Origin of the sequence: Escherichia sp. MOD1-EC6098, assembly GCF_002965865.1 — a bacterium.
In the GTDB taxonomy this organism is placed as follows: domain Bacteria; phylum Pseudomonadota; class Gammaproteobacteria; order Enterobacterales; family Enterobacteriaceae; genus Escherichia; species Escherichia marmotae.
In genome coordinates, this window is record NZ_PTSN01000009.1 from 1 (window position 1) to 21,474 (window position 21,474).

A 21,474-nucleotide genomic window follows, 5' to 3' on the forward strand; every position below is an offset into this window, starting at 1 on the left:
TTTTAACATAGTCGGCGTGCCCCGGGCAGTCTACGTGTGCGTAGTGACGGGTCGGGGTGTCGTATTCAACGTGAGAAGTGTTGATGGTGATACCACGAGCTTTTTCTTCCGGCGCGTTATCGATCTGGTCGAATGCACGAGCAGCACCGCCGTAGGTTTTAGCCAGTACGGTGGTGATTGCAGCGGTCAGAGTAGTTTTACCGTGGTCAACGTGGCCGATAGTACCAACGTTAACGTGCGGTTTTGTACGTTCAAATTTTTCTTTAGACACGGCTATATTCCTTACTATAGTGCTCTCCCCTTCAGGAGAGAGCACGGGACTTTGGTATTAACCCTGAGGCTTATTTACCACGGGCTTCAATTACGGCCTGAGCAACGTTACTCGGCGCTTCATCATACTTCAGGAATTCCATAGTGTATGATGCGCGACCTTTGGTCAGAGAGCGCAGCTGAGTTGCATATCCGAACATTTCAGACAGCGGTACTTCAGCGTGGATCTTAACGCCAGTAACTTCAGATTCCTGACCTTTGAGCATACCACGACGACGGCTCAAGTCACCGATAACGTCACCGGTGTTCTCTTCAGGAGTTTCTACTTCAACCTTCATGATCGGCTCAAGCAGAACTGGTTTCGCTTTCTTAAAGCCTTCTTTAAAGGCGATAGAAGCAGCCAGTTTAAACGCCAGTTCAGAGGAGTCAACGTCATGGTAAGAACCGAAGTGCAGACGAATACCCATGTCTACTACCGGGTAGCCTGCCAGCGGGCCAGCTTTCAGTTGTTCCTGGATACCTTTATCAACGGCCGGGATGTATTCGCCAGGGATTACACCACCTTTAATGTCGTTGATGAACTCGTAGCCTTTCGGGTTTGAACCCGGCTCCAGCGGGTACATGTCGATAACAACATGACCATACTGACCACGACCACCAGACTGTTTCGCGTGTTTACCTTCAACATCGGTAACTTTCTGGCGGATAGTTTCACGGTAAGCAACCTGCGGTTTACCTACGTTCGCTTCAACGTTGAATTCACGCTTCATACGGTCAACGATGATGTCGAGGTGCAGCTCACCCATACCCGCGATGATGGTCTGGTTAGATTCTTCGTCAGTCCATACGCGGAAAGACGGGTCTTCTTTAGCCAGACGGCCCAGAGCCAGACCCATTTTTTCCTGGTCAGCTTTGGTTTTCGGTTCTACTGCGATGGAGATTACCGGCTCAGGGAATTCCATACGTTCCAGAATGATCGGCGCATCCGGGTCACACAGGGTGTCACCAGTGGTTACGTCTTTCAGACCGATTGCAGCAGCGATGTCGCCCGCGCGAACTTCTTTGATCTCTTCACGTTTGTTAGCATGCATCTGAACGATACGGCCGAAACGCTCACGTGCAGCTTTCACGGAGTTCAGTACGGTATCACCAGAGTTAACCACACCGGAGTACACACGGAAGAAGGTCAGGTTACCAACAAACGGGTCGGTAGCAATTTTGAACGCCAGTGCAGAGAACGGCTCGTCATCACTTGCGTGACGTTCAGCCGGAGTGTCTTTACCGTCGTCCAGGATACCGTTGATCGCAGGTACGTCAACCGGGGATGGCAGGTAATCAATTACCGCATCCAGCATCGCCTGAACACCTTTGTTCTTGAACGCAGAACCACAGGTTACCAGGATGATTTCGTTGTTCAGAACGCGCTGACGCAGAGCACCTTTGATTTCTGCTTCAGTCAGTTCTTCACCACCCAGGTATTTTTCCATCAGCTCTTCAGAAGCTTCAGCCGCGGATTCGATCAGGTTCTGGTGCCATTCGTTAGCCAGTTCAACCATGTCTGCCGGGATATCTTCGTATTCGAAGGTTACGCCCTGGTCAGCATCGTTCCAGTTGATAGCTTTCATTTTCACCAGGTCAACAACACCGGTGAAATGTTCTTCAGCACCAATCGCCAACTGCAGCGGAACCGGGTTCGCGCCCAGACGGGTTTTGATCTGGTTAACAACTTTCAGGAAGTTCGCACCCATGCGGTCCATTTTGTTAACGAACGCAATGCGCGGAACTTTATATTTGTTTGCCTGACGCCATACGGTTTCAGACTGCGGCTGAACACCACCAACTGCGCAGTAAACCATTACCGCACCATCGAGAACACGCATGGAACGTTCTACTTCGATTGTGAAGTCAACGTGCCCCGGGGTGTCGATGATGTTGATGCGATGCGGCTCATACTGCTTAGCCATACCAGACCAGAATGCTGTAGTCGCAGCGGAAGTGATGGTAATACCACGTTCCTGCTCCTGCTCCATCCAGTCCATGGTTGCAGCGCCGTCATGAACTTCACCGATTTTATGGTTTACACCGGTGTAGAACAGAATACGTTCGGTAGTAGTGGTTTTACCGGCGTCGATGTGCGCACTGATACCGATGTTACGGTAGCGTGCGATGGGTGTTGTACGAGCCATTTGTTTCCTCGTTTATCTTTTAGGCGTTCAATTTAAGTAGCCCAAAGCGGGCTGCTTACTGGAAGCGCCCGCCTGGTGACTAAAACTCCGAAGGGATTACCAACGGTAGTGTGCGAACGCCTTGTTGGCTTCAGCCATACGGTGAACGTCTTCACGTTTCTTAACTGCAGTGCCTTTGTTTTCTGCAGCATCGGAAAGTTCGTTCGCCAGGCGCAGAGCCATGGATTTATCACCGCGTTTACGAGCAGCTTCAACGATCCAACGCATTGCCAGAGCATTACGACGAACCGGACGGACTTCAACTGGGACCTGATAAGTAGAACCACCAACGCGGCGAGACTTAACTTCGACAGTCGGGCGCACGTTTTCGAGAGCTACTTCGAATGCTTCCAGTTCAGATTTACCAGAACGCTGAGCCAGGGTCTCCAGCGCGCTGTATACGATAGATTCAGCAGTAGATTTTTTACCATCTACCATCAGGATATTTACAAATTTAGCCAGCAGTTCTGATCCGAACTTCGGATCTGGCAGAATTTTACGCTGACCAATGACGCGACGACGTGGCATGGAAATACTCCGTTGTTAATTCAGGATTGTCCAAAACTCTACGAGTTTAGTTTGACATTAATTTAAAACGTTTGGCCTTACTTAACGGAGAACCATTAAGCCTTAGGACGCTTCACGCCATACTTGGAACGAGCCTGCTTACGGTCTTTAACGCCGGAGCAGTCAAGCGCACCACGTACGGTGTGGTAACGAACACCCGGGAGGTCTTTAACACGACCGCCACGGATCAGGATCACGGAGTGTTCCTGCAAGTTGTGACCTTCACCACCGATGTAGGAAGTCACTTCGAAACCGTTAGTCAGACGAACACGGCATACTTTACGCAGTGCGGAGTTCGGTTTTTTAGGAGTGGTAGTATATACACGAGTACATACGCCACGTTTTTGCGGGCATGCTTCCAGCGCAGGCACGTTGCTTTTCGCAACTTTGCGAGCACGTGGTTTGCGTACCAGCTGGTTAACTGTTGCCATTAAATAGCTCCTGGTTTTAGCTTTTGCTTCGTAAACACGTAATAAAACGTCCTCACACAATATGAGGACGCCGAATTTTAGGGCGGTGTCGAAAAGGTGTCAAGAAATATACAACGATCCCGCCGTCACCAGGCCATCTGACTGGTGTGCTTAACCGTAAGTCTGACGAAATCAGTATAGTCAATTCGGATGATATCGTTCGAAATTTGACCACTCAAACCGCGAGCAATGAGGTCTTCGTTCAGGGCATAGACCTTAATGGGGGCATTACGTAGACTTTCAAGGTAGCGGTTACCGTCAACTGCGGCAGTTACGCCATCCTGCAATAACAGCAGTTCGTCGCCCTCGCCGAGCAGACGCAGCAGTGCAGAAAAATCCGTCAACCAGGGGGAGCGATGTAATGTGTGCAGCATGGACGCCTCAAAATCTTAAAATAACATCATAATTGCCAAGCTCACGACGTAATGTTTCAGCTTCGAGCGGCGTGGCTTCCACGACCAATGGTGTCTCCGGATTTAACCCGCGTTCACGTAGTGAAGCCGCACAAACCCAACACTGTTCAATGTCGTAAAGCCCCAGCAGTTTAAAGGTAGCGATGTAATCACGCGCCAGCACTACATCGGGCTTTTGGCCTGGCAGAATTTGAAAAACACCATCGGCAATAAAGAAAACTGCAATATCGTCAGTTAATGCGGAGGTTGCGAGTAATGCATCTAATCCTTCACGGCCAGCCGCTGTGCCGTGGGGTGCAGTAGAAAAGACAAACGCAATTCGTTTCATCAGAACTGTACCACCCTGTCGCAGGTCAGCGAGGCTTCCGCCAGAGCGCCAAGGCCACTTAAGGTAAAGCCCGGCTGGAGATTAGCTGATGCCAGACCTAATCTTCCAGCCTCGGTTTCATCGACAATACCGCGACGTAATGCTGCCGCCACACAGATATTCAGCATCACGCCGTGTTGTGTATTCAATTGCTGCCAGCCGCGCACAAGGTCAAATTCATCACTCGCGGGAGAGGTCAACTGGTTGGCGTTGTAGACACCTTCCCGGTAGAAAAAGACGCTACTCAGCTCATGACCTTCGGCTATCAGCGCCTGCGCAAACTGAAAAGCACTACTCGCCTGTTGCGTACCGTATGCTGGCCCGGTTACCACGATGGCAAAACGCATTACTTATCTTGCCCCTGGAAATCACCGCTCTTGAACTGACGGATATAGAGATAGACAGTATGTTTGGAGATATTCAGACGGTCAGCCACCTGGTTGATCGCGTCTTTGATGTCGAAGATGCCTTTCTCGTAAAGATTCAGCACGATCTGGCGATTTTTGGCGTTATTAGAAACATTGCGATCGGCGTTCACTTCTTCAATGGTGAACTCCAGCGTTTGGGTAACCAGATCTTCAACAGAAGAGGCAAAGTTGACGCTTGAACCGACATCCGGGGTTTCTGGCGGCACAAAAGTGCTCATAATCTGCGAGAAAGGAACATCAAGATTCATATTGATACATAGCAGACCAATCACTCGCTGTTCGCGGTTACGAATGGCGATTGTCAGGGACTTCATTAATACTCCGCTTTTGGCGCGAGTAAAGTAGCATTTAGAAACGCTGCTATCCGCCCCCGTCATATCGTGCAGCATACGCAGCGCCAGATCGGTAATTGGCGAACCAATCTTCCGGCCTGTATGTTCACCGTTGGCAATACGAATGGCTGAACATTTTAAATCCTGCAAAGAGTGCAAAACGATTTCACAGTGGGAGCCAATGAGCATCGCTAACCCGTCCACCACCGCTTCGTAGGATTTCAGAATATCAAAATCGGTCTGGTCGAAAGGACGTTGATCCAGTAAATCCAACTCACTGGTTTCGTTGGTTAAAAGCGACCTGGACATGAAAAAAAACACTCCTTTTCAGGAGCCTGTCGTTAACTTTTCAGGGCAGGCTCATTAATGATGCGGGTAATTAAATTAATACAGCGGAGGTTCCGCTTTCCAGCACTAATTATATCCGGCCTGCAATAAAAAAACCGCCGCCTGGTCAGGCGGCGGTTTTTAATGCTTATTTTTTAGCAGAATCTGCTGCTTTAGCATCTGCTTCTGGCTTCGTATCAGCCTTCGGCGCTGGTTTCACATCCAGCAGCTCTACGTCAAACACCAGGGTAGAATTCGGTGGGATCCCAGGAACACCCGCTTTGCCGTAAGCCAGTTCTGGTGGAATAACCAGCTTAATCTTGCCGCCTTTCTTAATGTTCTTCAGACCTTCAGTCCAGCCCGGGATTACACCATCCAGACGGAAGGAGAGCGGTTCACCACGGGTGTAAGAGTTATCGAACTCTTTACCGTCGATCAGCGTACCTTTGTAGTTCACCACAACAGTGTCGCTGTCTTTCGGTGCTTCACCTTTACCGGCATCCAGGACTTGATACACCAGGCCAGTAGAAGAGGTTTTCACACCTTTCTCTTTGGCAAATTTCTCGCGGTACTCTTTACCTTTCGCTTCGTTATCAGCCGCATCTTTTTCCATCTTCGCCTGAGCGGAGGATTTCACGCGTGCTTCAAACGCTTGCAGAGTCTGTTCGATCTCTTGATCGGAAAGTTTGCTCTTATCAGCAAATGCATCCTGAACGCCAGCGATCAGCTGATCTTTATCCAGTTTAATGCCCAACTTTTCTTGTTCTTTCAGAGAATTTTCCATGTAACGACCCAGCGAAGCGCCCAGTGCGTAAGCTGATTTCTGATCGTCATTTTTGAACGCTGCTTTGCTGTCAGCAGTTGTAGCAGGTTTCGCCGCTTCGGCAGCAAAAGTGATTGGTGTATGCAGGGCAACAGCCATTGTGGTCGCCAGCAGCGTTACTTTAAACAGTGATTTCATCCATATCTCCAGGATCGGGGCATCTCACCCCAGGGTTAACTATTATCAGAAGGGTACTATAAAGCGTTGTCGGATAAATCTACATACAGACACGCCCTATTATCATCTATTTTCAGACTCTTTTTGTTTAAATTAGTTTCGATGCCACAAAATGAGTGCTGTCTCTGGCAACAAAGTTAAGTAGAATCCGCAGCGACCATTCGACAAAAGAGGTGAATCATGCAGGATTTATCAATGGAAGCACGCCTGGCAGAGCTGGAGAGTCGACTGGCTTTTCAGGAAATCACCATTGAAGAACTGAACGTCACGGTGACCGCTCATGAAATGGAGATGGCAAAACTGCGCGATCATCTGCGTCTGCTGACCGAGAAGTTAAAAGCCAGTCAGCCGTCGAACATCGCGTCACAGGCTGAAGAAACGCCACCTCCGCACTATTGAGGCGAAAAAAAGCGGGGAATTCCCCGCTTTTTTGTCACCTGTTCTGCCTTAGTGGCAACCGCAACCGCCGTTACCTTTACCGCCACAGCAACCTTCGCCACCGTGTTCATGACCGTGATCGTGGCCATGACCGCCGCAGCAACCGTCGTGGTCGTGATCGTGGTGATGATCGTGCGCACCATGAACGTGACCGTGAGCCAGTTCCTCTTCGGTCGCTTCACGAATCGCCACAACTTCAACGTTGAATTTCAGATTCTGACCAGCCAGCATGTGGTTACCGTCAACCACAACGTGATCGTCTTCAACGGCAGTGATTTCAACCGGTACTGGACCCTGGTCGGTTTCAGCCAGGAAGCGCATACCCACCTGCAGTTCGTCAACGCCCATAAATACGTCTTTAGGAACGCGCTGAACCAGGTTTTCGTCGTACTGACCGTAAGCGTCGTTCGCGCCAACAGCGACATCAAATTTGTCGCCAACTTCATGACCTTCCAGCGCCGTTTCCAGGCCAGAGATCAGGGAACCGTGACCATGCAGGTAGTCCAGCGGCGCACTCACCGGAGACTCATCAACCAACACACCGTCTTCTGTACGTACCTGATAGGCCAGGCTGACCACCAGGTCTTTTGCTACTTTCATGATATCTCCTGAGCATGGGAAGAATTGTGGCGCAGATTGTAGCGGAATTCTGCAGCCGTGTACTCACTAGCTTAAAAAAACTCAGCGCATATCGCTAGTCCGGATAAAAAATCCCGATAACTTGCTCATCTTTGCGAACGTGATCGCGGGCTTCTTTATCCGCTTCCCGCATTTGGTGTCCGCACTTAACGCATTCAACAATATCAATATTATTTTCGCGCCACATCGCCATTGAATCCTGCGCCTGACAGGCTGGACATTTTGCACCAGCAATAAAGCGTTTTCGTATTGCCATATTCACCCTCTACTCAAATTCATCCCAGCCGTCGAGCTGACGTCGTTCTTGTTGCATCTCACGCTGAAAAATCTCTTCCAGTTCGCGTCGGGCTTCCCTGGCGCGAGAAATTTGTACGGTATCGGCATGCATCGGGATTAACTCCCGCAACATACGCATATCCAGGCGACGAAAATGGAGCTGTGCCCGCTGTGCCTGATGCGGGTGCATCCCAAGCGTAACCAGCGTTTTGCGCCCCAGCTCTAACGCACTGGAGAATGTTTCACGGGAAAACTGCGTCACCCCTGCCTGTAATAACTCATGCGCTTCCACACGTCCGCGCGCTCGCGCAAGAATATGCAAATGCGGGAAGTGTTGCTGGCATATTTCCACCAGTTTCATGGTGTCTTCCGGTTCATTGCAGGTAATGACGATGGATTCTGCGGCTTCTGCACCCGCAGAGCGCAACAGGTCAACTTGCGTAGCGTCGCCGTAATATACTTTGTAGCCATATTTGCGCATCAGGTTAACCGCGCTGATATCCCGCTCCAGCACGGTAATGCGCATTTTATTCGCCATCAGCAAACGACCAATCACCTGACCAAAACGTCCGAAGCCCACCACAATCACTTGCGGTTTATCATCGTTTACCCACGGTTTTTCATCCTCTTCTTCCGGGGCGTTGAACTGGCGGGATAGCCACTTATCCACAAGCTTCATCAACAGCGGTGTGGTCATCATGGAAAGCGTAACTGTCACCAACAACAGCGCCATCTGATCGCCCTGAAACAATCGTTGTGAAGAGGCTGTAGAAAAGAGCACAAAGGCAAACTCACCGCCCTGACTCAGCACACCAGCAAACTGCATCCGCTCGGAGCTGCGCACGCCATACAGCCTCGCCAGCAGATACAGCACGAGAATTTTCACCGCTACCAGCACAACCACACTTATCACCACCCACAGAAGATGGGTATAAAGCACCCCAAGGTTGAGCGACATCCCGACGGAGATAAAAAACAGTCCAAGCAGCAAGCCTTTAAACGGATCGATAGCCGTTTCCAGTTCATGGCGATATTCGCTCTCCGCCAGCAACACGCCCGCAATAAACGTACCGAGCGCCATCGACAGCCCCAGCGCATCCATAAATAACGCAGACCCCAGCACCAGCAGTAACGTCGCGGCGGTGAATACTTCCCGCACACCTGAAGCCGCAATAAAGCGAAATACCGGGCGCAGCAAATAGCGCCCGCCGATCAACATGCCGACAAACGCCAGCACCTTCATGCCGACCTTCATCCAGTCGAAATGTTCGTCTGCCGATCCCGCCAATAACGGCACTAACGCCAGCGCCGGGATCACCGCCAGATCCTGAAACAGCAACACCGAGAAGCCTAACTGACCGGATTCGCTGCGATTCATCCCTTTCTCGCGCATTAGCTGCAACGCCATTGCGGTTGAAGACATCGCCAGACCAATTCCCCCCACAACTGCCGCCTGCCAGGCGAAATCCGTCAGCATCAATAATCCTGCCAGCAACGCCGCGCTTAACAGCACCTGCGCTGCGCCGACGCCAAAAATGGAGCGCCGCAATTGCCAGAGCTTGGAAGGATTCAACTCGAGCCCGATGATAAACATCAGGAACACCACGCCAAGTTCCGAAAAGTGGAGGATCTCATCGACGTCGCTAATAAACCCCAGTCCCCACGGACCAATCGCAATTCCAGCCAGCAAATATCCCAACACCGCACCAATGCCCAGCCGCGATGCCAGTGGCACCGCAGCCACCGCCGCGAAGAGAAACAGCACTCCTGCAAGTAAAAAATCGAAACCTTCCATCAGCGACCTCCCACGGGCAGCGGATTTGCCAGCCAGTCGCTGTAGGCTCTGGCGTGACTCGCCAGCTCCTGTGCGCTTTGCCGTCTCGCCCAGTAAATAATGGTGGGGCTTAACCAATGCATCCGGCACATGCCCGCCGCCAGTTCAAAGGGGCGCAGAACATCGCTCATCGGATAACGATTCAGCGCGTCATAACGGTAGGCACTTTCTGGTTCGCCGGTGGTGATCACGCTACGCCAGTACTTTCCCGCCAGTTGGTTTCCTCCCGGCCCGCTGGCAAACCCACGGCTTAACACCCGGTCAAGCCACTCTTTCAGTAACGCCGGGCAACTGTAGGTATAAAGCGGATGCTGAAAAACAATCACCTCGTGCTCACGCAGTAATGCCTGCTCACGGGGAATATCAATAAAAAAATCGGGATAGTGCGCGTAAAGGTCGTGCACGGTAACATTGCTGAGCTGCGTGGCCGGTTTAAGCAGTACCCGGTTTGCCACCGAGTCCTGAGATTCCGGATGGGCATACAGCAGCAAAACTTTCGCTGGCTGAGACATCATCCCCCTCCCGGTATGGTTTTGTGTATAGTCGCTGTTTTGGGCTACCATTGCGCCCGGAGCGGCAGCTCGCCCATACACTACATTATCATAATGATAATTTAACATAGTCTGAACATACGGCGCCTTATGATTGTTTTCTCCTCGTTACAAATTCGTCGCGGCGTGCGCGTCCTGCTGGATAATGCCACCGCCACTATTAACCCTGGCCAGAAAGTCGGCCTGGTGGGTAAAAACGGCTGCGGTAAATCTACCCTACTGGCATTGCTGAAAAATGAAATCAGCGCCGACGGCGGCAGCTACACCTTTCCTGGTAGCTGGCAACTGGCGTGGGTGAATCAGGAAACTCCAGCGCTACCGCAAGCGGCACTGGAATATGTCATTGATGGCGACCGCGAATATCGCCAACTGGAAGCGCAACTTCAGGATGCTAACGAACGTAACGACGGACATGCCATTGCGACCATTCACGGCAAGCTGGATGCTATCGACGCGTGGAGTATTCGCTCCCGCGCCGCCAGCCTGCTGCATGGCCTCGGTTTCAGCAATGAGCAACTGGAGTATCCGGTGAGCGATTTCTCTGGTGGCTGGCGAATGCGCCTTAACCTCGCCCAGGCACTGATTTGCCGTTCAGACTTGCTGCTGCTCGACGAACCGACTAACCACCTCGATCTCGATGCAGTTATCTGGCTGGAAAAATGGCTGAAGAGCTATCAGGGCACGCTGATCCTTATCTCTCACGACCGCGACTTCCTCGATCCGATCGTCGATAAAATCATTCATATCGAACAGCAAAGCATGTTCGAGTACACCGGCAACTACAGTTCGTTTGAAGTGCAGCGCGCCACCCGTCTGGCGCAGCAACAGGCGATGTACGAAAGCCAGCAGGAGCGCGTGGCGCATCTGCAAAGTTATATCGACCGTTTCCGCGCCAAAGCCACCAAAGCGAAGCAAGCCCAGAGCCGCATTAAGATGCTCGAGCGCATGGAGCTGATTGCCCCCGCGCACGTCGATAACCCTTTCCGTTTTAGCTTCCGCGCGCCGGAAAGCCTGCCTAATCCATTGCTGAAGATGGAAAAGGTCAGCGCGGGTTATGGCGATCGCATTATTCTCGACTCGATCAAACTGAATCTGGTCCCCGGTTCGCGCATTGGTCTGTTAGGCCGCAACGGCGCAGGTAAATCAACATTAATCAAATTGTTAGCCGGTGAACTTGCGCCGATTAGCGGTGAAATTGGCCTGGCGAAAGGGATTAAACTCGGTTACTTCGCCCAGCATCAACTGGAATACCTGCGCGCAGATGAATCGCCCATTCAACATCTGGCGCGTTTAGCACCGCAAGAGCTGGAACAAAAACTGCGAGACTACCTCGGCGGCTTTGGTTTCCAGGGCGATAAAGTAACGGAAGAAACCCGCCGTTTCTCCGGTGGGGAAAAAGCACGGCTGGTGCTGGCGCTGATCGTCTGGCAGCGTCCGAATCTGCTGCTGCTCGACGAACCGACCAACCACCTTGACCTCGACATGCGCCAGGCACTAACCGAAGCGTTGATCGAGTTTGAAGGCGCGCTGGTTGTCGTTTCGCACGACCGTCACTTACTGCGTTCCACCACTGACGATCTCTATCTGGTTCACGATCGTAAAGTCGAACCGTTCGATGGCGATCTGGAGGATTATCAACAGTGGTTGAGCGACGTTCAGAAGCAGGAAAACCAATCTGACGAAGCGCCGAAAGAAAACGCTAACAGCGCCCAGGCACGTAAAGATCAGAAGCGTCGGGAAGCAGAGCTGCGTGCGCAAACCCAGCCGCTACGTAAAGAAATCGCCCGTCTGGAAAAAGAGATGGAAAAGCTGAATGCACAACTGGCACAGGCAGAAGAAAAATTGGGCGACAGCGAGCTATACGACCAGAGCCGTAAAGCAGAACTGACCGCTTGTCTGCAACAGCAAGCCAGCGCCAAATCCGGGCTGGAAGAGTGCGAAATGGCATGGCTGGAAGCCCAGGAGCAACTGGAACAAATGCTGCTGGAAGGCCAAAGCAACTAATGGCGCAAGTAACGACGACCGATCTTAACGACGCCAGCAGTAGTGCTGAATTCACCCCCATGCGTGGCTTCAGTAATTGCCATCTGCAAACCATGCTGCCGCGTCTGTTTCGTCGTCAGGTGAAATTCACCCCACACTGGCAGCGGCTGGAATTGCCTGACGGTGATTTTGTCGATCTCGCGTGGAGTGAAGATCCCACACAAGCGCAACATAAACCGCGTCTGGTGGTTTTTCATGGTCTCGAAGGCAGTCTGAATAGCCCTTACGCACATGGTCTGGTCGAGGCAGCGCAAAAGCGTGGTTGGCTTGGCGTAGTGATGCATTTTCGCGGTTGTAGCGGTGAACCAAACCGGATGCACCGCATTTATCACTCTGGTGAGACGGAAGATGCCAGTTGGTTTTTACGCTGGCTACAACGCGAATTTGGTCATGCGCCAACGGCTGCCGTGGGCTATTCGCTTGGCGGTAATATGCTGGCTTGTCTGCTGGCTAAAGAAGGCAATGACGTCCCGATTGAGGCGGCGGTAATTGTCTCCGCGCCGTTTATGCTGGAAGCCTGTAGCTATCACATGGATAAAGGCTTCTCCCGCGTTTATCAGCGTTACCTGGTGAATCTGTTAAAAGCCAATGCAGCGCGTAAACTGAAGGCGTACCCCGGAACACTGCCGATAGATCTCTCGCAGTTGAAATCGGTGCGCCGCATCCGCGAATTTGACGATCTGATCACCGCCAAAATTCACGGCTATGCTGACGCCATCGACTATTATCGTCAGTGTAGCGCCATGCCGCTGCTCAATCGGATCGCCAAACCGACACTAATTATTCATGCCAAAGACGATCCGTTTATGGATCATCAGGTGATCCCTAAACCGGAAAATTTACCCACGCAGGTGGAGTATCAACTGACCGAACATGGCGGTCACGTTGGCTTCATTAGCGGTACGTTACTCCACCCGCAAATGTGGCTTGAGTCACGCATTCCTGACTGGTTATCAATGTATCTGGAGGCGAAATCATGTTGATTCCCTGGCAAGACCTCTCCCCCGAAACGCTGGAAAATTTAATTGAAAGTTTTGTGTTACGCGAAGGCACAGATTATGGTGAACATGAGCGTACACTTGAACAGAAAACCGCCGACGTCAAACGCCAGCTACAATGCGGAGAAGCGGTGCTGGTATGGTCGGAGCTGCACGAAACGGTCAATATCATGCCGCGTAGTCAGTTTCGCGAATAACCTGCAACCGTCGGCGGACAAGATAATAATGATAGCCAGGTCATGGAGTTACTATGTCTGCCAAACATCCGGTCATTGCAGTAACAGGATCCAGCGGCGCGGGGACCACCACCACCAGCCTCGCGTTTCGTAAAATATTCGCGCAGTTAAATCTGCATGCAGCCGAGGTGGAAGGCGACAGTTTTCACCGTTACACCCGCCCGGAAATGGACATGGCGATCCGCAAAGCGCGCGATGCCGGGCGGCATATCAGCTACTTCGGTCCCGAGGCCAACGACTTCGGCCTGCTGGAACAAACCTTCACTGAATACGGGCTGAGCGGCAAAGGCCAGTCGCGCAAATATCTGCACACCTACGATGAAGCCGTGCCGTGGAACCAGGTGCCCGGTACGTTTACCCCGTGGCAGGCGCTGCCAGAACCGACCGATGTGCTGTTTTATGAAGGATTGCACGGCGGCGTGGTTACGCCACAACATAACGTCGCGCAGCATGTAGATTTATTGGTTGGGGTCGTGCCTATCGTTAACCTGGAGTGGATTCAAAAACTCATCCGCGATACTGGCGAGCGCGGACACTCACGAGAAGCAGTGATGGACTCGGTAGTGCGCTCAATGGAAGACTATATCAACTACATCACGCCGCAGTTTTCCCGCACTCATATCAACTTCCAGCGCGTCCCCACTGTTGACACGTCTAACCCTTTCGCTGCAAAAGGCATCCCGTCGTTGGATGAAAGTTTTGTGGTGATTCATTTTCGTAATCTGGAAGGGATCGATTTCCCCTGGCTGCTGGCGATGTTACAAGGCTCATTCATTTCCCACATCAATACGTTAGTGGTGCCGGGAGGTAAAATGGGTCTGGCAATGGAGTTAATTATGCTGCCGCTGGTACAACGACTGATGGAAGGGAAGAAAATCGAGTAAATGTTCTTATATGCCGGATAAAATAATATCCGGCATCATATTTTAATCATTAAATCACGCGGCTATCACTTCATAGGAGTGGGTAATATTCACGGCTTTCTCTAGCATCAGCGCTACCGAACAATACTTCTCGGCAGAGAGACCCACCGCTCGCGAAACCGCCGCGTCCTTCAGGTCGTGACCTGTGACGATAAAATGCAAATTGATGTGCGTAAACAGGCGCGGTGCCTCTTCGCGGCGTTCAGAGGTTAATTTTACTTCACAATCGACCACATCCTGACGCCCTTTTTGCAGGATAGAAACCACATCAATGGCGCTGCAACCGCCTGCCGCCATCAACACCATTTCCATCGGACTTGGCGCTTTATCGCCAGAATTACCGTCCATTAAAATCTGGTGACCCGAGGCTGACTCGCCCAAAAAAGTTAACCCTTCGACCCACTTCACACGCGCTTGCATAATCGGAACTCCATTGCGTCAATTTTCCTGACAGAGTACGCGTACTGACCAAATCGCGCAACGGAAGGCGACCTGGGTCATGCTGAAGCGAGACACCAGGAGACACAACGCGAAAGCTATGCTAAAACAGTCAGGATGCTACAGTAATACATTGATGTACTGCATGTATGTAAAGGACGTCACATTACCGTGCAGTTCAGTTGATAGCCCCTTCCCAGGTAGCGGGAAGCACATTTCGGCAATCCAGAGACAGCGGCGTTTTCTGGCTCTGGAGAAAGCTTATAACAGAGGATAACCGCGCATGGTGCTTGGCAAACCGCAAACAGACCCGACTCTCGAATGGTTCTTGTCTCATTGCCACATTCATAAGTACCCATCCAAGAGCACGCTTATTCACCAGGGTGAAAAAGCGGAAACGCTGTATTACATCGTTAAAGGCTCTGTGGCAGTGCTGATTAAAGACGAGGAGGGTAAAGAAATGATCCTCTCCTATCTGAATCAGGGTGATTTTATTGGCGAATTGGGCCTGTTTGAAGAAGGCCAGGAACGTAGCGCATGGGTACGTGCGAAAACCGCCTGTGAAGTAGCTGAGATTTCCTACAAAAAATTCCGTCAATTAATTCAGGTGAACCCGGATATTCTGATGCGTCTCTCCGCACAGATGGCGCGTCGTCTGCAAGTCACTTCAGAGAAAGTGGGCAACCTGGCATTCCTCGACGTTACAGGTCGTATTGCACAGACACTGCTGAATCTGGCGAAACAACCCGATGCCATGACTCACCCGGACGGTATGCAAATCAAAATTACCCGTCAGGAAATCGGTCAGATTGTTGGCTGTTCTCGTGAAACCGTGGGACGTATTCTGAAGATGCTGGAAGATCAGAACCTGATCTCTGCACACGGAAAAACCATCGTCGTTTACGGCACCCGTTGATCCCATCGGAGTGGCGCGTTACCTGGTAGCGCGCCGTTTTGTTTAAGCCGATGTGGCGCAGACTGATTTATCATCCCGACATCAACTACGCACTACGACAAACACTGGTGCTATGTTTGCCCGTGGCCGTTGGTCTATTGCTTGGCGAATTAAGACTCGGGCTGCTCTTTTCTCTCGTCCCCGCCTGTTGCAATATTGCGGGGCTTGATACTCCTCATAAGCGTTTTTTCAAACGCTTAATCATTGGTGCGTCGCTGTTTGCCACTTGTAGCTTGCTAACGCAACTGCTGCTGGAAAAAGATATCCCCCTACCCTTTCTGCTGACGGGGTTAACGTTGATACTTGGCGTCACTGCTGAGTTAGGGCCATTGCATGCAAAATTACTTCCCGCATCGCTACTCGCCGCCATTTTTACCCTCAGTCTGGCGGGATATATGCCGGTCTGGGAACCGTTGCTTATCTACGCGTTAGGCACGCTCTGGTATGGACTGTTTAACTGGTTCTGGTTCTGGCTCTGGCGTGAGCAACCGTTACGCGAGTCGCTTAGCCTGCTGTACCGTGAACTGGCGGATTACTGTGAAGCCAAATACAGCCTGCTTACTCAGCACACCGATCCCGAAAATGCTCTGCCACCATTGTTGGTGCGTCAGCAAAAAGCGGTCGATTTAATTACCCAGTGCTATCAGCAAATGCATATGCTTTCCGCGCAAAATAATACGGACTACAAGCGGATGCTGCGTATTTTCCAGGAGGCGCTGGACTTACAGGAACATATCTCGGTCAGTTTGCATCAGCCGGAAGAGGTGCAAAAGCTGGTCGAGCGGAGCCATGCGGAGGAAGTTATCCGCTGGAATGCACAAACTGTCGCCGCCCGCCTGCGCGTGCTGGCTGATGACATTCTTTATCATCGCCTGCCGACACGTTTTACGATGGATAAGCAAATTGGCGCGCTGGAAAAAATCGCCCGCCAGCATCCGGATAACCCCGTGGGACAATTTTGCTACTGGCACTTTAGTCGCATCGCCCGCGTGCTACGAACGCAAAAACCACTTTATGCCCGCGATCTGCTGGCAGATAAACAGCGGCGAATGCCGTTACTCCCGGCGCTGAAAAGCTATCTTTCCCTGAAATCGCCAGCGCTGCGTAATGCCGGACGATTGAGTGTGATGCTAAGTGTTGCCAGCCTGATGGGCACCGCGCTGCATTTGCCGAAATCCTATTGGATATTAATGACGGTATTGTTGGTGACGCAAAATGGTTATGGCGCTACTCGCCTGCGGATTGTGAATCGTTCTGTGGGAACCGTGGTCGGGTTAATCATTGCGGGTGTTGCGCTGCACTTTAAAATTCCCGAAGGTTACACCCTGACGTTGATGCTGATTACCACGCTCGCCAGCTATCTGATATTGCGTAAGAACTACGGCTGGGCGACGGTCGGTTTTACCATTACCGCTGTGTATACCCTGCAACTGCTGTGGCTGAATGGTGAGCAATACATCATCCCACGCCTCATTGATACCATCATCGGCTGTCTGATTGCCTTCGGTGGCACGGTATGGCTGTGGCCGCAGTGGCAGAGTGGTTTACTGCGCAAGAACGCCCATGACGCCTTAGAAACTTACCAGGAGGCTATTCGTCTGATCCTCAGTAAAGATCCGCAACCCACGCCACTTGCCTGGCAGCGAATGCGGGTGAATCAGGCGCATAACACCCTGTATAACTCGCTGAATCAGGCGATGCAGGAACCGGCGTTTAACAGCCATTATCTGGCAGACATGAAACTGTGGGTAACACATAGTCAGTTTATTGTTGAACATATCAATGCCATGACCACACTGGCGCGGGAACACCGGTCATTGCCGCCGGAACTGGCGCAGGAGTACTTGCAGTCTTGTGAAATCGCCATTCAGCGTTGTCAGCAACGACTGGAATATGATGAACCGGGTAGTTCTGGTGACGCCAATATCATCGACTCGCCAGAGATGCTGCCACACGAAGGTGCGTCCGGCACGCTGGAGCAGCATTTACAACGCGTTATTGGCCATCTGAATACGATGCACACCATTTCAGCAATGGCCTGGCGGCAGCGACCACACCACGGGATTTGGTTGAGTCGCAAGTTGCGGGATTCGAAGGCGTAATTTATTCATCGCCAGAACAAAATCGAGGGTCAGATAAGGCACATACGCCGTATCCGACGCCCTTTGCCTGGTGCGACGCTTACCGCGTCTTATCAGGCTTACTCCCGTTTTACGCCGCAATCACCTTCGCCACTGCGCGGGCAAAACGCTGCATCCCTTCGTCGATATCCGCATCTTCCACCACCAGCGACGGCGCAAAACGCACCACATCTGGTCCGGCGTTCAGCACCATTACACCTGCATCCGCACCCGCATAAAGGAAATCACGCGCCTTACCTTTGTATTGTGGTTTCAACTCCGCACCAATCAACAGCCCCATGCCGCGAATATCGCTAAACACATCGTACTGCTGATCTATCTTCTGCAAATGCTCAACAAAACGCTGACGTTTCGCCTGAATGCCTTCCAGCACGACCGGCGTATTGATGATATCAAACGCCGCCCCAGCGACCGCACAGGCTAGTGGATTACCACCGTAGGTGGAACCGTGCGAGCCAGGATGAAACGCAGACGCAATCTCCGCCGTGGTCAGCATGGTGCTAATCGGGAAACCACCGCCTAACGCTTTGGCGGAGGTCAGAATATCCGGCGTCACGCCGTAATGCATATAGGCAAATAAATCGCCTGTCCGCCCCATCCCACACTGCACTTCATCAAATACCAGCAATGCCTGATGTTGATCGCACAGTTCACGCAAGCCCTGCAGAAACTCCGGCGTCGCAGCCGTCACGCCGCCCTCGCCCTGAATCGGCTCAACAACCACTGCGCAGGTATGATCATCCATCACTGCTTTCACCGCGTGGAGATCGTTAAAGGGAACATGAATAATGTCTGCCGGTTTTGGCCCAAAGCCGTCAGAATATTTCGGCTGGCCGCCCACCGAGACGGTAAACAATGATCGGCCATGAAAGGCGTTATGGAAGGCAATAATTTTGGTTTTGAACGGGCTATGGCGCACACAAGCGTAATGACGTGCCAGTTTAAAGGCAGTTTCGTTGGCTTCCGTCCCGGAGTTCATAAACACCACTCGTTCGGCAAAGGTCGCCTCAATCAGTTTACGCCCAAGACGTAATGCTGGTTCATTGGTGAAAACGTTGCTGATATGCCACAAGGTTTCGCCCTGGGTTTTTAACGCTTCCACCAGCGCCGGATGGCAATGACCTAACGCCGTAACCGCAATCCCCCCCGCGAAATCGACATACTCCTTACCCTGTTGATCCCAGATTCGGCTACCCTGGCCTTTTACCGGAATAAACTCTGCCGGTGCATAAATCGGCAGAATCACTTCATCGAAAGTCGCGCGTGTAATTGCTGTTTGTTCAGTTGCCATCTCATGATCACCCTGTTACGCATAAATCATTATGAAATTATAATCACAAAATATGCATAAAAAATCATTAAATGGCAACCAGAAATCAACGATGCAGGAAATTAGCCAGCAACTGATGCCCCTGTTCGCTAAGAATACTTTCCGGATGAAATTGCACCCCTTCGAGATCCCACTGGCGATGGCGAATCCCCATAATCTCGTGGGTCTCGCTCCAGGCGGTCACTTCAAAACACTCCGGCAGCGAGTCGGGGTCCACCACCAGTGAATGGTAGCGCGTCACGGTTAATGGATTTGCCAGCCCCTGAAATACGCCTTCGCCGTTATGCGTAATGGGTGAGGTTTTGCCGTGCATTACCTTTGCGGCGCGTACCACTTTAGCGCCGAAAACCTGCGCCATCGCCTGATGCCCCAGGCAAACGCCAAGAATCGGCAACCGTCCGGCATAGTGACGAATAACCTCAAGGGAAATCCCGGCTTCATCTGGCGTACAGGGTCCAGGCGATATGACAATTTTCTGCGGTTTAAGGGCGTCAATATCCGTCAGCGTCAACGCATCGTTGCGCTTAACCAGCACATCCGTCCCCAGTTCACAAAAATACTGGTAGAGGTTCCAGGTGAAAGAATCGTAGTTATCAATAAGCAGGATCATGGCGGCTCCGGTACGAAAGAACCGCGCTATTTTACTCAGATTCCCCGGCTTCGCTTACCACTTTGCTAAATATCGTCTTCAGCGCAGAGAGATCGCCCATTGCCCCGCTCTGATTAGCCTGATTCCACACCTCTTTTTCGATGCCCTGCCAGCTCAATTGATAGCCAGCATGAATCGCCAGTTGTTCGAAGAAGATACGCTGCGCAAGGCCACTTCCCGCGCGGAATGGGTGCAGGACGTTGATTTCACAATAGTAGTGTGCCAGCCGCTCAACGAACTTCTCTTTCTCAAGGCCGACCAGATAACCTTCTTCCTCCAGATCCTGCATCAGGGCATTGCCCTCTTTTTCGATATAGGCAAAGTGGCAGAATGGTGTATCTCCTTGATAAATATCAACTTCGCGTAATTGGCCCGCCCAGTCGAAAATATCCTGATAAAGCTGGCGATGAATAGCACGCAAATGGGGTAAACCGCGCATCAGCGGACCAAGCTCAATGGTCGCGGCGCGCAGCGCCGTCATTTCGTAAGCGGCCTGCTCCAGTCGCTGCTGTTGGCGGATATCCAGTCGGTTACGCATGATGTCGAGGCCAGGATAAAGATACGGGTCGCGCCCTTCTCCGAACTTATCGCTCATAGTGCCTCCTTAGCTCTTCAAGGCGCACCAAAGCCTCAGCGGCAGTAAGCGTCACCAAGGGGCTCTCGACACCTTCGAGACGGCGGCTGGCCTGGAAATTACGATTACGCTGAAGTTCCCAAAGACGGGACTTTTGCTTATCGGTGAGTTTCTTCACTTGATGCCTCCCTGAACGTGTCCGTTTGCCACAAGTATAAGCGGCAAATGCAGGTTACGCCGGGAGAGCAGATGCGCGGACAATATTGCCCGCGCGAGAAATCGTTACGGCAGGACTTTAGCGGAAAGGATAACGACCGGCTTTGACGGCACATTCTGGTATGGACCAACATCATGAGTCGGCACCTGGGAAATCTTGTCTGCGACATCCATCCCTTTTACCACTTTACCAAAGACGGCGTAGCCGAAATCACGCTGGCCGTGGTCGAGGAAGGCGTTATCGGCAACGTTAATAAAAAACTGGCTGGTTGCGCTGTCTTTATCAGCAGTACGCGCCATAGCAATCGTGCCGCGCGTGTTGCGCAGACCGTTATCAGCTTCATTTTTGATCGGCGGATTCGGTTTTTTCTGCTGCATCTGCTCGGTGAAACCGCCGCCCTGAATCATAAAGCCCGGGATCACCCGGTGAAAAGTGGTGTTGTTATAAAAACCGCTGTTCACATAATCGACAAAGTTTTGCACTGATACCGGTGCTTTCTGGCTATCCAGCTCCAGTTCGATATTACCAGCAGAGGTTGTTAACAATACGTGCGGGTCCCCTTTCGCTGCCATTGCTACAGGTGAGAGAGCAGAAAGAGCGAAAACAGCTACAAAAGCTGCCAGGGTCGATTTGAACATGAGATTTCCTTAACAGAGCAGAAAAAAAGCAAGTGAAGAGATTCTAAATAGCCTTCAATGACAAGGCCATTCCTTTACCTAATTTTACGTACTTGAAATATATGTAACCTGATGATCACTTATATTCCGTGATCAGAATCACTTTAAATATTGCAAATTAGCAACCGTTTGCAATTAGATATTTAATCAGATCAC

At 51.5% G+C, this 21,474-nt stretch carries 26 protein-coding genes; 7 read left to right on the forward strand and 19 right to left on the reverse strand.

Annotated features, from left to right (window positions below):
* From C0K55_RS11120 to fkpA, 9 genes are all read right to left on the reverse strand, one after another.
* Positions 1 to 271 (reverse strand): GTP-binding protein (locus C0K55_RS11120; protein WP_000031677.1); only part of this gene is annotated, 271 nt, incomplete at its 3' end.
* Positions 272 to 341: 70 nt separating this feature from the next.
* Positions 342 to 2,456 (reverse strand): elongation factor G, encoded by a 2,115-nt coding sequence (gene fusA / locus C0K55_RS11125; RefSeq protein ID WP_000124700.1) that lies wholly within the window; start codon positions 2,454 to 2,456, stop codon positions 342 to 344.
* Between the two features lie 96 nt (positions 2,457 to 2,552).
* The gene (gene rpsG, locus C0K55_RS11130; RefSeq protein WP_001138043.1) at positions 2,553 to 3,023 is read right to left on the reverse strand and encodes a 30S ribosomal protein S7; all 471 of its coding nucleotides are present in this window, start codon (positions 3,021 to 3,023) and stop codon (positions 2,553 to 2,555) included.
* A 95-nt stretch (positions 3,024 to 3,118) separates the two neighbouring features.
* The gene (gene rpsL / locus C0K55_RS11135; protein WP_000246815.1) at positions 3,119 to 3,493 is read right to left on the reverse strand and encodes a 30S ribosomal protein S12; all 375 of its coding nucleotides are present in this window, start codon (positions 3,491 to 3,493) and stop codon (positions 3,119 to 3,121) included.
* A gap of 125 nt (positions 3,494 to 3,618) precedes the next feature.
* On the reverse strand, positions 3,619 to 3,906 hold the full coding sequence (gene tusB, locus C0K55_RS11140) for a sulfurtransferase complex subunit TusB (RefSeq protein WP_000903393.1): 288 nt from the start codon (positions 3,904 to 3,906) through the stop codon (positions 3,619 to 3,621).
* 7 nt (positions 3,907 to 3,913) lie between these two features.
* Entirely contained in the window at positions 3,914 to 4,273 is a 360-nt protein-coding gene (gene tusC, locus C0K55_RS11145) for a sulfurtransferase complex subunit TusC (protein WP_001517204.1), read from the reverse strand.
* The gene (tusD, locus tag C0K55_RS11150) at positions 4,273 to 4,659 is read right to left on the reverse strand and encodes a sulfurtransferase complex subunit TusD (RefSeq protein ID WP_001209699.1); all 387 of its coding nucleotides are present in this window, start codon (positions 4,657 to 4,659) and stop codon (positions 4,273 to 4,275) included. The genes tusC and tusD overlap by 1 nt, the downstream gene beginning before the upstream one ends.
* Positions 4,659 to 5,381, reverse strand: a complete 723-nt coding sequence (locus C0K55_RS11155) for a helix-turn-helix transcriptional regulator (protein ID WP_000091466.1) — start codon at positions 5,379 to 5,381, stop codon at positions 4,659 to 4,661. Before C0K55_RS11155 ends, tusD begins: the two co-directional genes overlap by 1 nt.
* A gap of 166 nt (positions 5,382 to 5,547) precedes the next feature.
* Entirely contained in the window at positions 5,548 to 6,360 is an 813-nt protein-coding gene (gene fkpA, locus C0K55_RS11160; RefSeq protein ID WP_000838277.1) for an FKBP-type peptidyl-prolyl cis-trans isomerase, read from the reverse strand.
* Positions 6,361 to 6,579: 219 nt separating this feature from the next.
* On the opposite strand from fkpA, the gene C0K55_RS11165 reads away from it, so the two are divergent.
* The gene (locus tag C0K55_RS11165; protein ID WP_001153620.1) at positions 6,580 to 6,798 is read left to right on the forward strand and encodes a protein SlyX; all 219 of its coding nucleotides are present in this window, start codon (positions 6,580 to 6,582) and stop codon (positions 6,796 to 6,798) included.
* 48 nt (positions 6,799 to 6,846) lie between these two features.
* Here C0K55_RS11165 and slyD read toward each other — a convergent pair whose 3' ends face one another.
* The 4 genes from slyD to kefG form a co-directional block, all read right to left on the reverse strand.
* A complete protein-coding gene (slyD, locus tag C0K55_RS11170) occupies positions 6,847 to 7,437 on the reverse strand; it encodes a peptidylprolyl isomerase (RefSeq protein ID WP_000861334.1) in 591 nt (196 codons plus the stop codon).
* A 94-nt stretch (positions 7,438 to 7,531) separates the two neighbouring features.
* Positions 7,532 to 7,732 (reverse strand): YheV family putative zinc ribbon protein, encoded by a 201-nt coding sequence (locus C0K55_RS11175; protein ID WP_001007731.1) that lies wholly within the window; start codon positions 7,730 to 7,732, stop codon positions 7,532 to 7,534.
* A gap of 9 nt (positions 7,733 to 7,741) precedes the next feature.
* A complete protein-coding gene (gene kefB / locus C0K55_RS11180) occupies positions 7,742 to 9,547 on the reverse strand; it encodes a glutathione-regulated potassium-efflux system protein KefB (RefSeq protein ID WP_105266760.1) in 1,806 nt (601 codons plus the stop codon).
* Positions 9,547 to 10,098 (reverse strand): glutathione-regulated potassium-efflux system ancillary protein KefG, encoded by a 552-nt coding sequence (gene kefG / locus C0K55_RS11185; protein ID WP_123058157.1) that lies wholly within the window; start codon positions 10,096 to 10,098, stop codon positions 9,547 to 9,549. Before kefG ends, kefB begins: the two co-directional genes overlap by 1 nt.
* 129 nt (positions 10,099 to 10,227) lie before the next feature.
* Here kefG and C0K55_RS11195 point away from each other — a divergent pair, with 129 nt between their 5' ends.
* Genes C0K55_RS11195 through C0K55_RS11210 form a run of 4 tightly spaced genes read left to right on the forward strand, consistent with a single transcriptional unit; the run spans position 10,228 to position 14,298 of the window.
* A complete protein-coding gene (locus tag C0K55_RS11195) occupies positions 10,228 to 12,141 on the forward strand; it encodes an ABC transporter ATP-binding protein (RefSeq protein ID WP_000634831.1) in 1,914 nt (637 codons plus the stop codon).
* Complete coding sequence (locus C0K55_RS11200; protein WP_000079999.1) at positions 12,141 to 13,163, forward strand: hydrolase; 1,023 nt, start codon at positions 12,141 to 12,143, stop codon at positions 13,161 to 13,163. Before C0K55_RS11195 ends, C0K55_RS11200 begins: the two co-directional genes overlap by 1 nt.
* Positions 13,157 to 13,375 (forward strand): YheU family protein, encoded by a 219-nt coding sequence (locus C0K55_RS11205; RefSeq protein ID WP_000907082.1) that lies wholly within the window; start codon positions 13,157 to 13,159, stop codon positions 13,373 to 13,375. The genes C0K55_RS11200 and C0K55_RS11205 overlap by 7 nt, the downstream gene beginning before the upstream one ends.
* 53 nt (positions 13,376 to 13,428) lie before the next feature.
* A complete protein-coding gene (locus C0K55_RS11210; protein ID WP_001274686.1) occupies positions 13,429 to 14,298 on the forward strand; it encodes a phosphoribulokinase in 870 nt (289 codons plus the stop codon).
* 54 nt (positions 14,299 to 14,352) lie between these two features.
* On the opposite strand, the gene C0K55_RS11215 is transcribed toward C0K55_RS11210, so the two are convergent.
* The gene (locus C0K55_RS11215) at positions 14,353 to 14,757 is read right to left on the reverse strand and encodes an OsmC family protein (RefSeq protein WP_105266762.1); all 405 of its coding nucleotides are present in this window, start codon (positions 14,755 to 14,757) and stop codon (positions 14,353 to 14,355) included.
* Between the two features lie 301 nt (positions 14,758 to 15,058).
* On the opposite strand from C0K55_RS11215, the gene crp reads away from it, so the two are divergent.
* Complete coding sequence (crp, locus tag C0K55_RS11225; protein ID WP_000242755.1) at positions 15,059 to 15,691, forward strand: cAMP-activated global transcriptional regulator CRP; 633 nt, start codon at positions 15,059 to 15,061, stop codon at positions 15,689 to 15,691.
* Between the two features lie 50 nt (positions 15,692 to 15,741).
* Positions 15,742 to 17,832 carry a YccS/YhfK family putative transporter gene (locus tag C0K55_RS11230; RefSeq protein WP_001517208.1) on the forward strand — a complete coding sequence of 697 codons (2,091 nt, stop codon included), beginning with the start codon at positions 15,742 to 15,744 and terminating at the stop codon, positions 17,830 to 17,832.
* Between the two features lie 109 nt (positions 17,833 to 17,941).
* Here C0K55_RS11230 and argD read toward each other — a convergent pair whose 3' ends face one another.
* The 5 genes from argD to ppiA all read right to left on the reverse strand — a co-directional run bounded on the left by argD (position 17,942) and on the right by ppiA (position 21,279).
* On the reverse strand, positions 17,942 to 19,162 hold the full coding sequence (gene argD, locus C0K55_RS11235; protein ID WP_000190011.1) for a bifunctional acetylornithine/succinyldiaminopimelate transaminase: 1,221 nt from the start codon (positions 19,160 to 19,162) through the stop codon (positions 17,942 to 17,944).
* 85 nt (positions 19,163 to 19,247) lie between these two features.
* On the reverse strand, positions 19,248 to 19,811 hold the full coding sequence (gene pabA, locus C0K55_RS11240; protein ID WP_000601889.1) for an aminodeoxychorismate synthase component 2: 564 nt from the start codon (positions 19,809 to 19,811) through the stop codon (positions 19,248 to 19,250).
* 31 nt (positions 19,812 to 19,842) lie between these two features.
* Complete coding sequence (locus C0K55_RS11245; RefSeq protein WP_016249274.1) at positions 19,843 to 20,445, reverse strand: putative adenosine monophosphate-protein transferase Fic; 603 nt, start codon at positions 20,443 to 20,445, stop codon at positions 19,843 to 19,845.
* A complete protein-coding gene (locus C0K55_RS11250; RefSeq protein WP_000736867.1) occupies positions 20,435 to 20,602 on the reverse strand; it encodes a YhfG family protein in 168 nt (55 codons plus the stop codon). Before C0K55_RS11250 ends, C0K55_RS11245 begins: the two co-directional genes overlap by 11 nt.
* Before the next feature lie 104 nt (positions 20,603 to 20,706).
* A complete protein-coding gene (gene ppiA / locus C0K55_RS11255; RefSeq protein ID WP_000477213.1) occupies positions 20,707 to 21,279 on the reverse strand; it encodes a peptidylprolyl isomerase A in 573 nt (190 codons plus the stop codon).
* Positions 21,280 to 21,474: the final 195 nt, after the last annotated feature.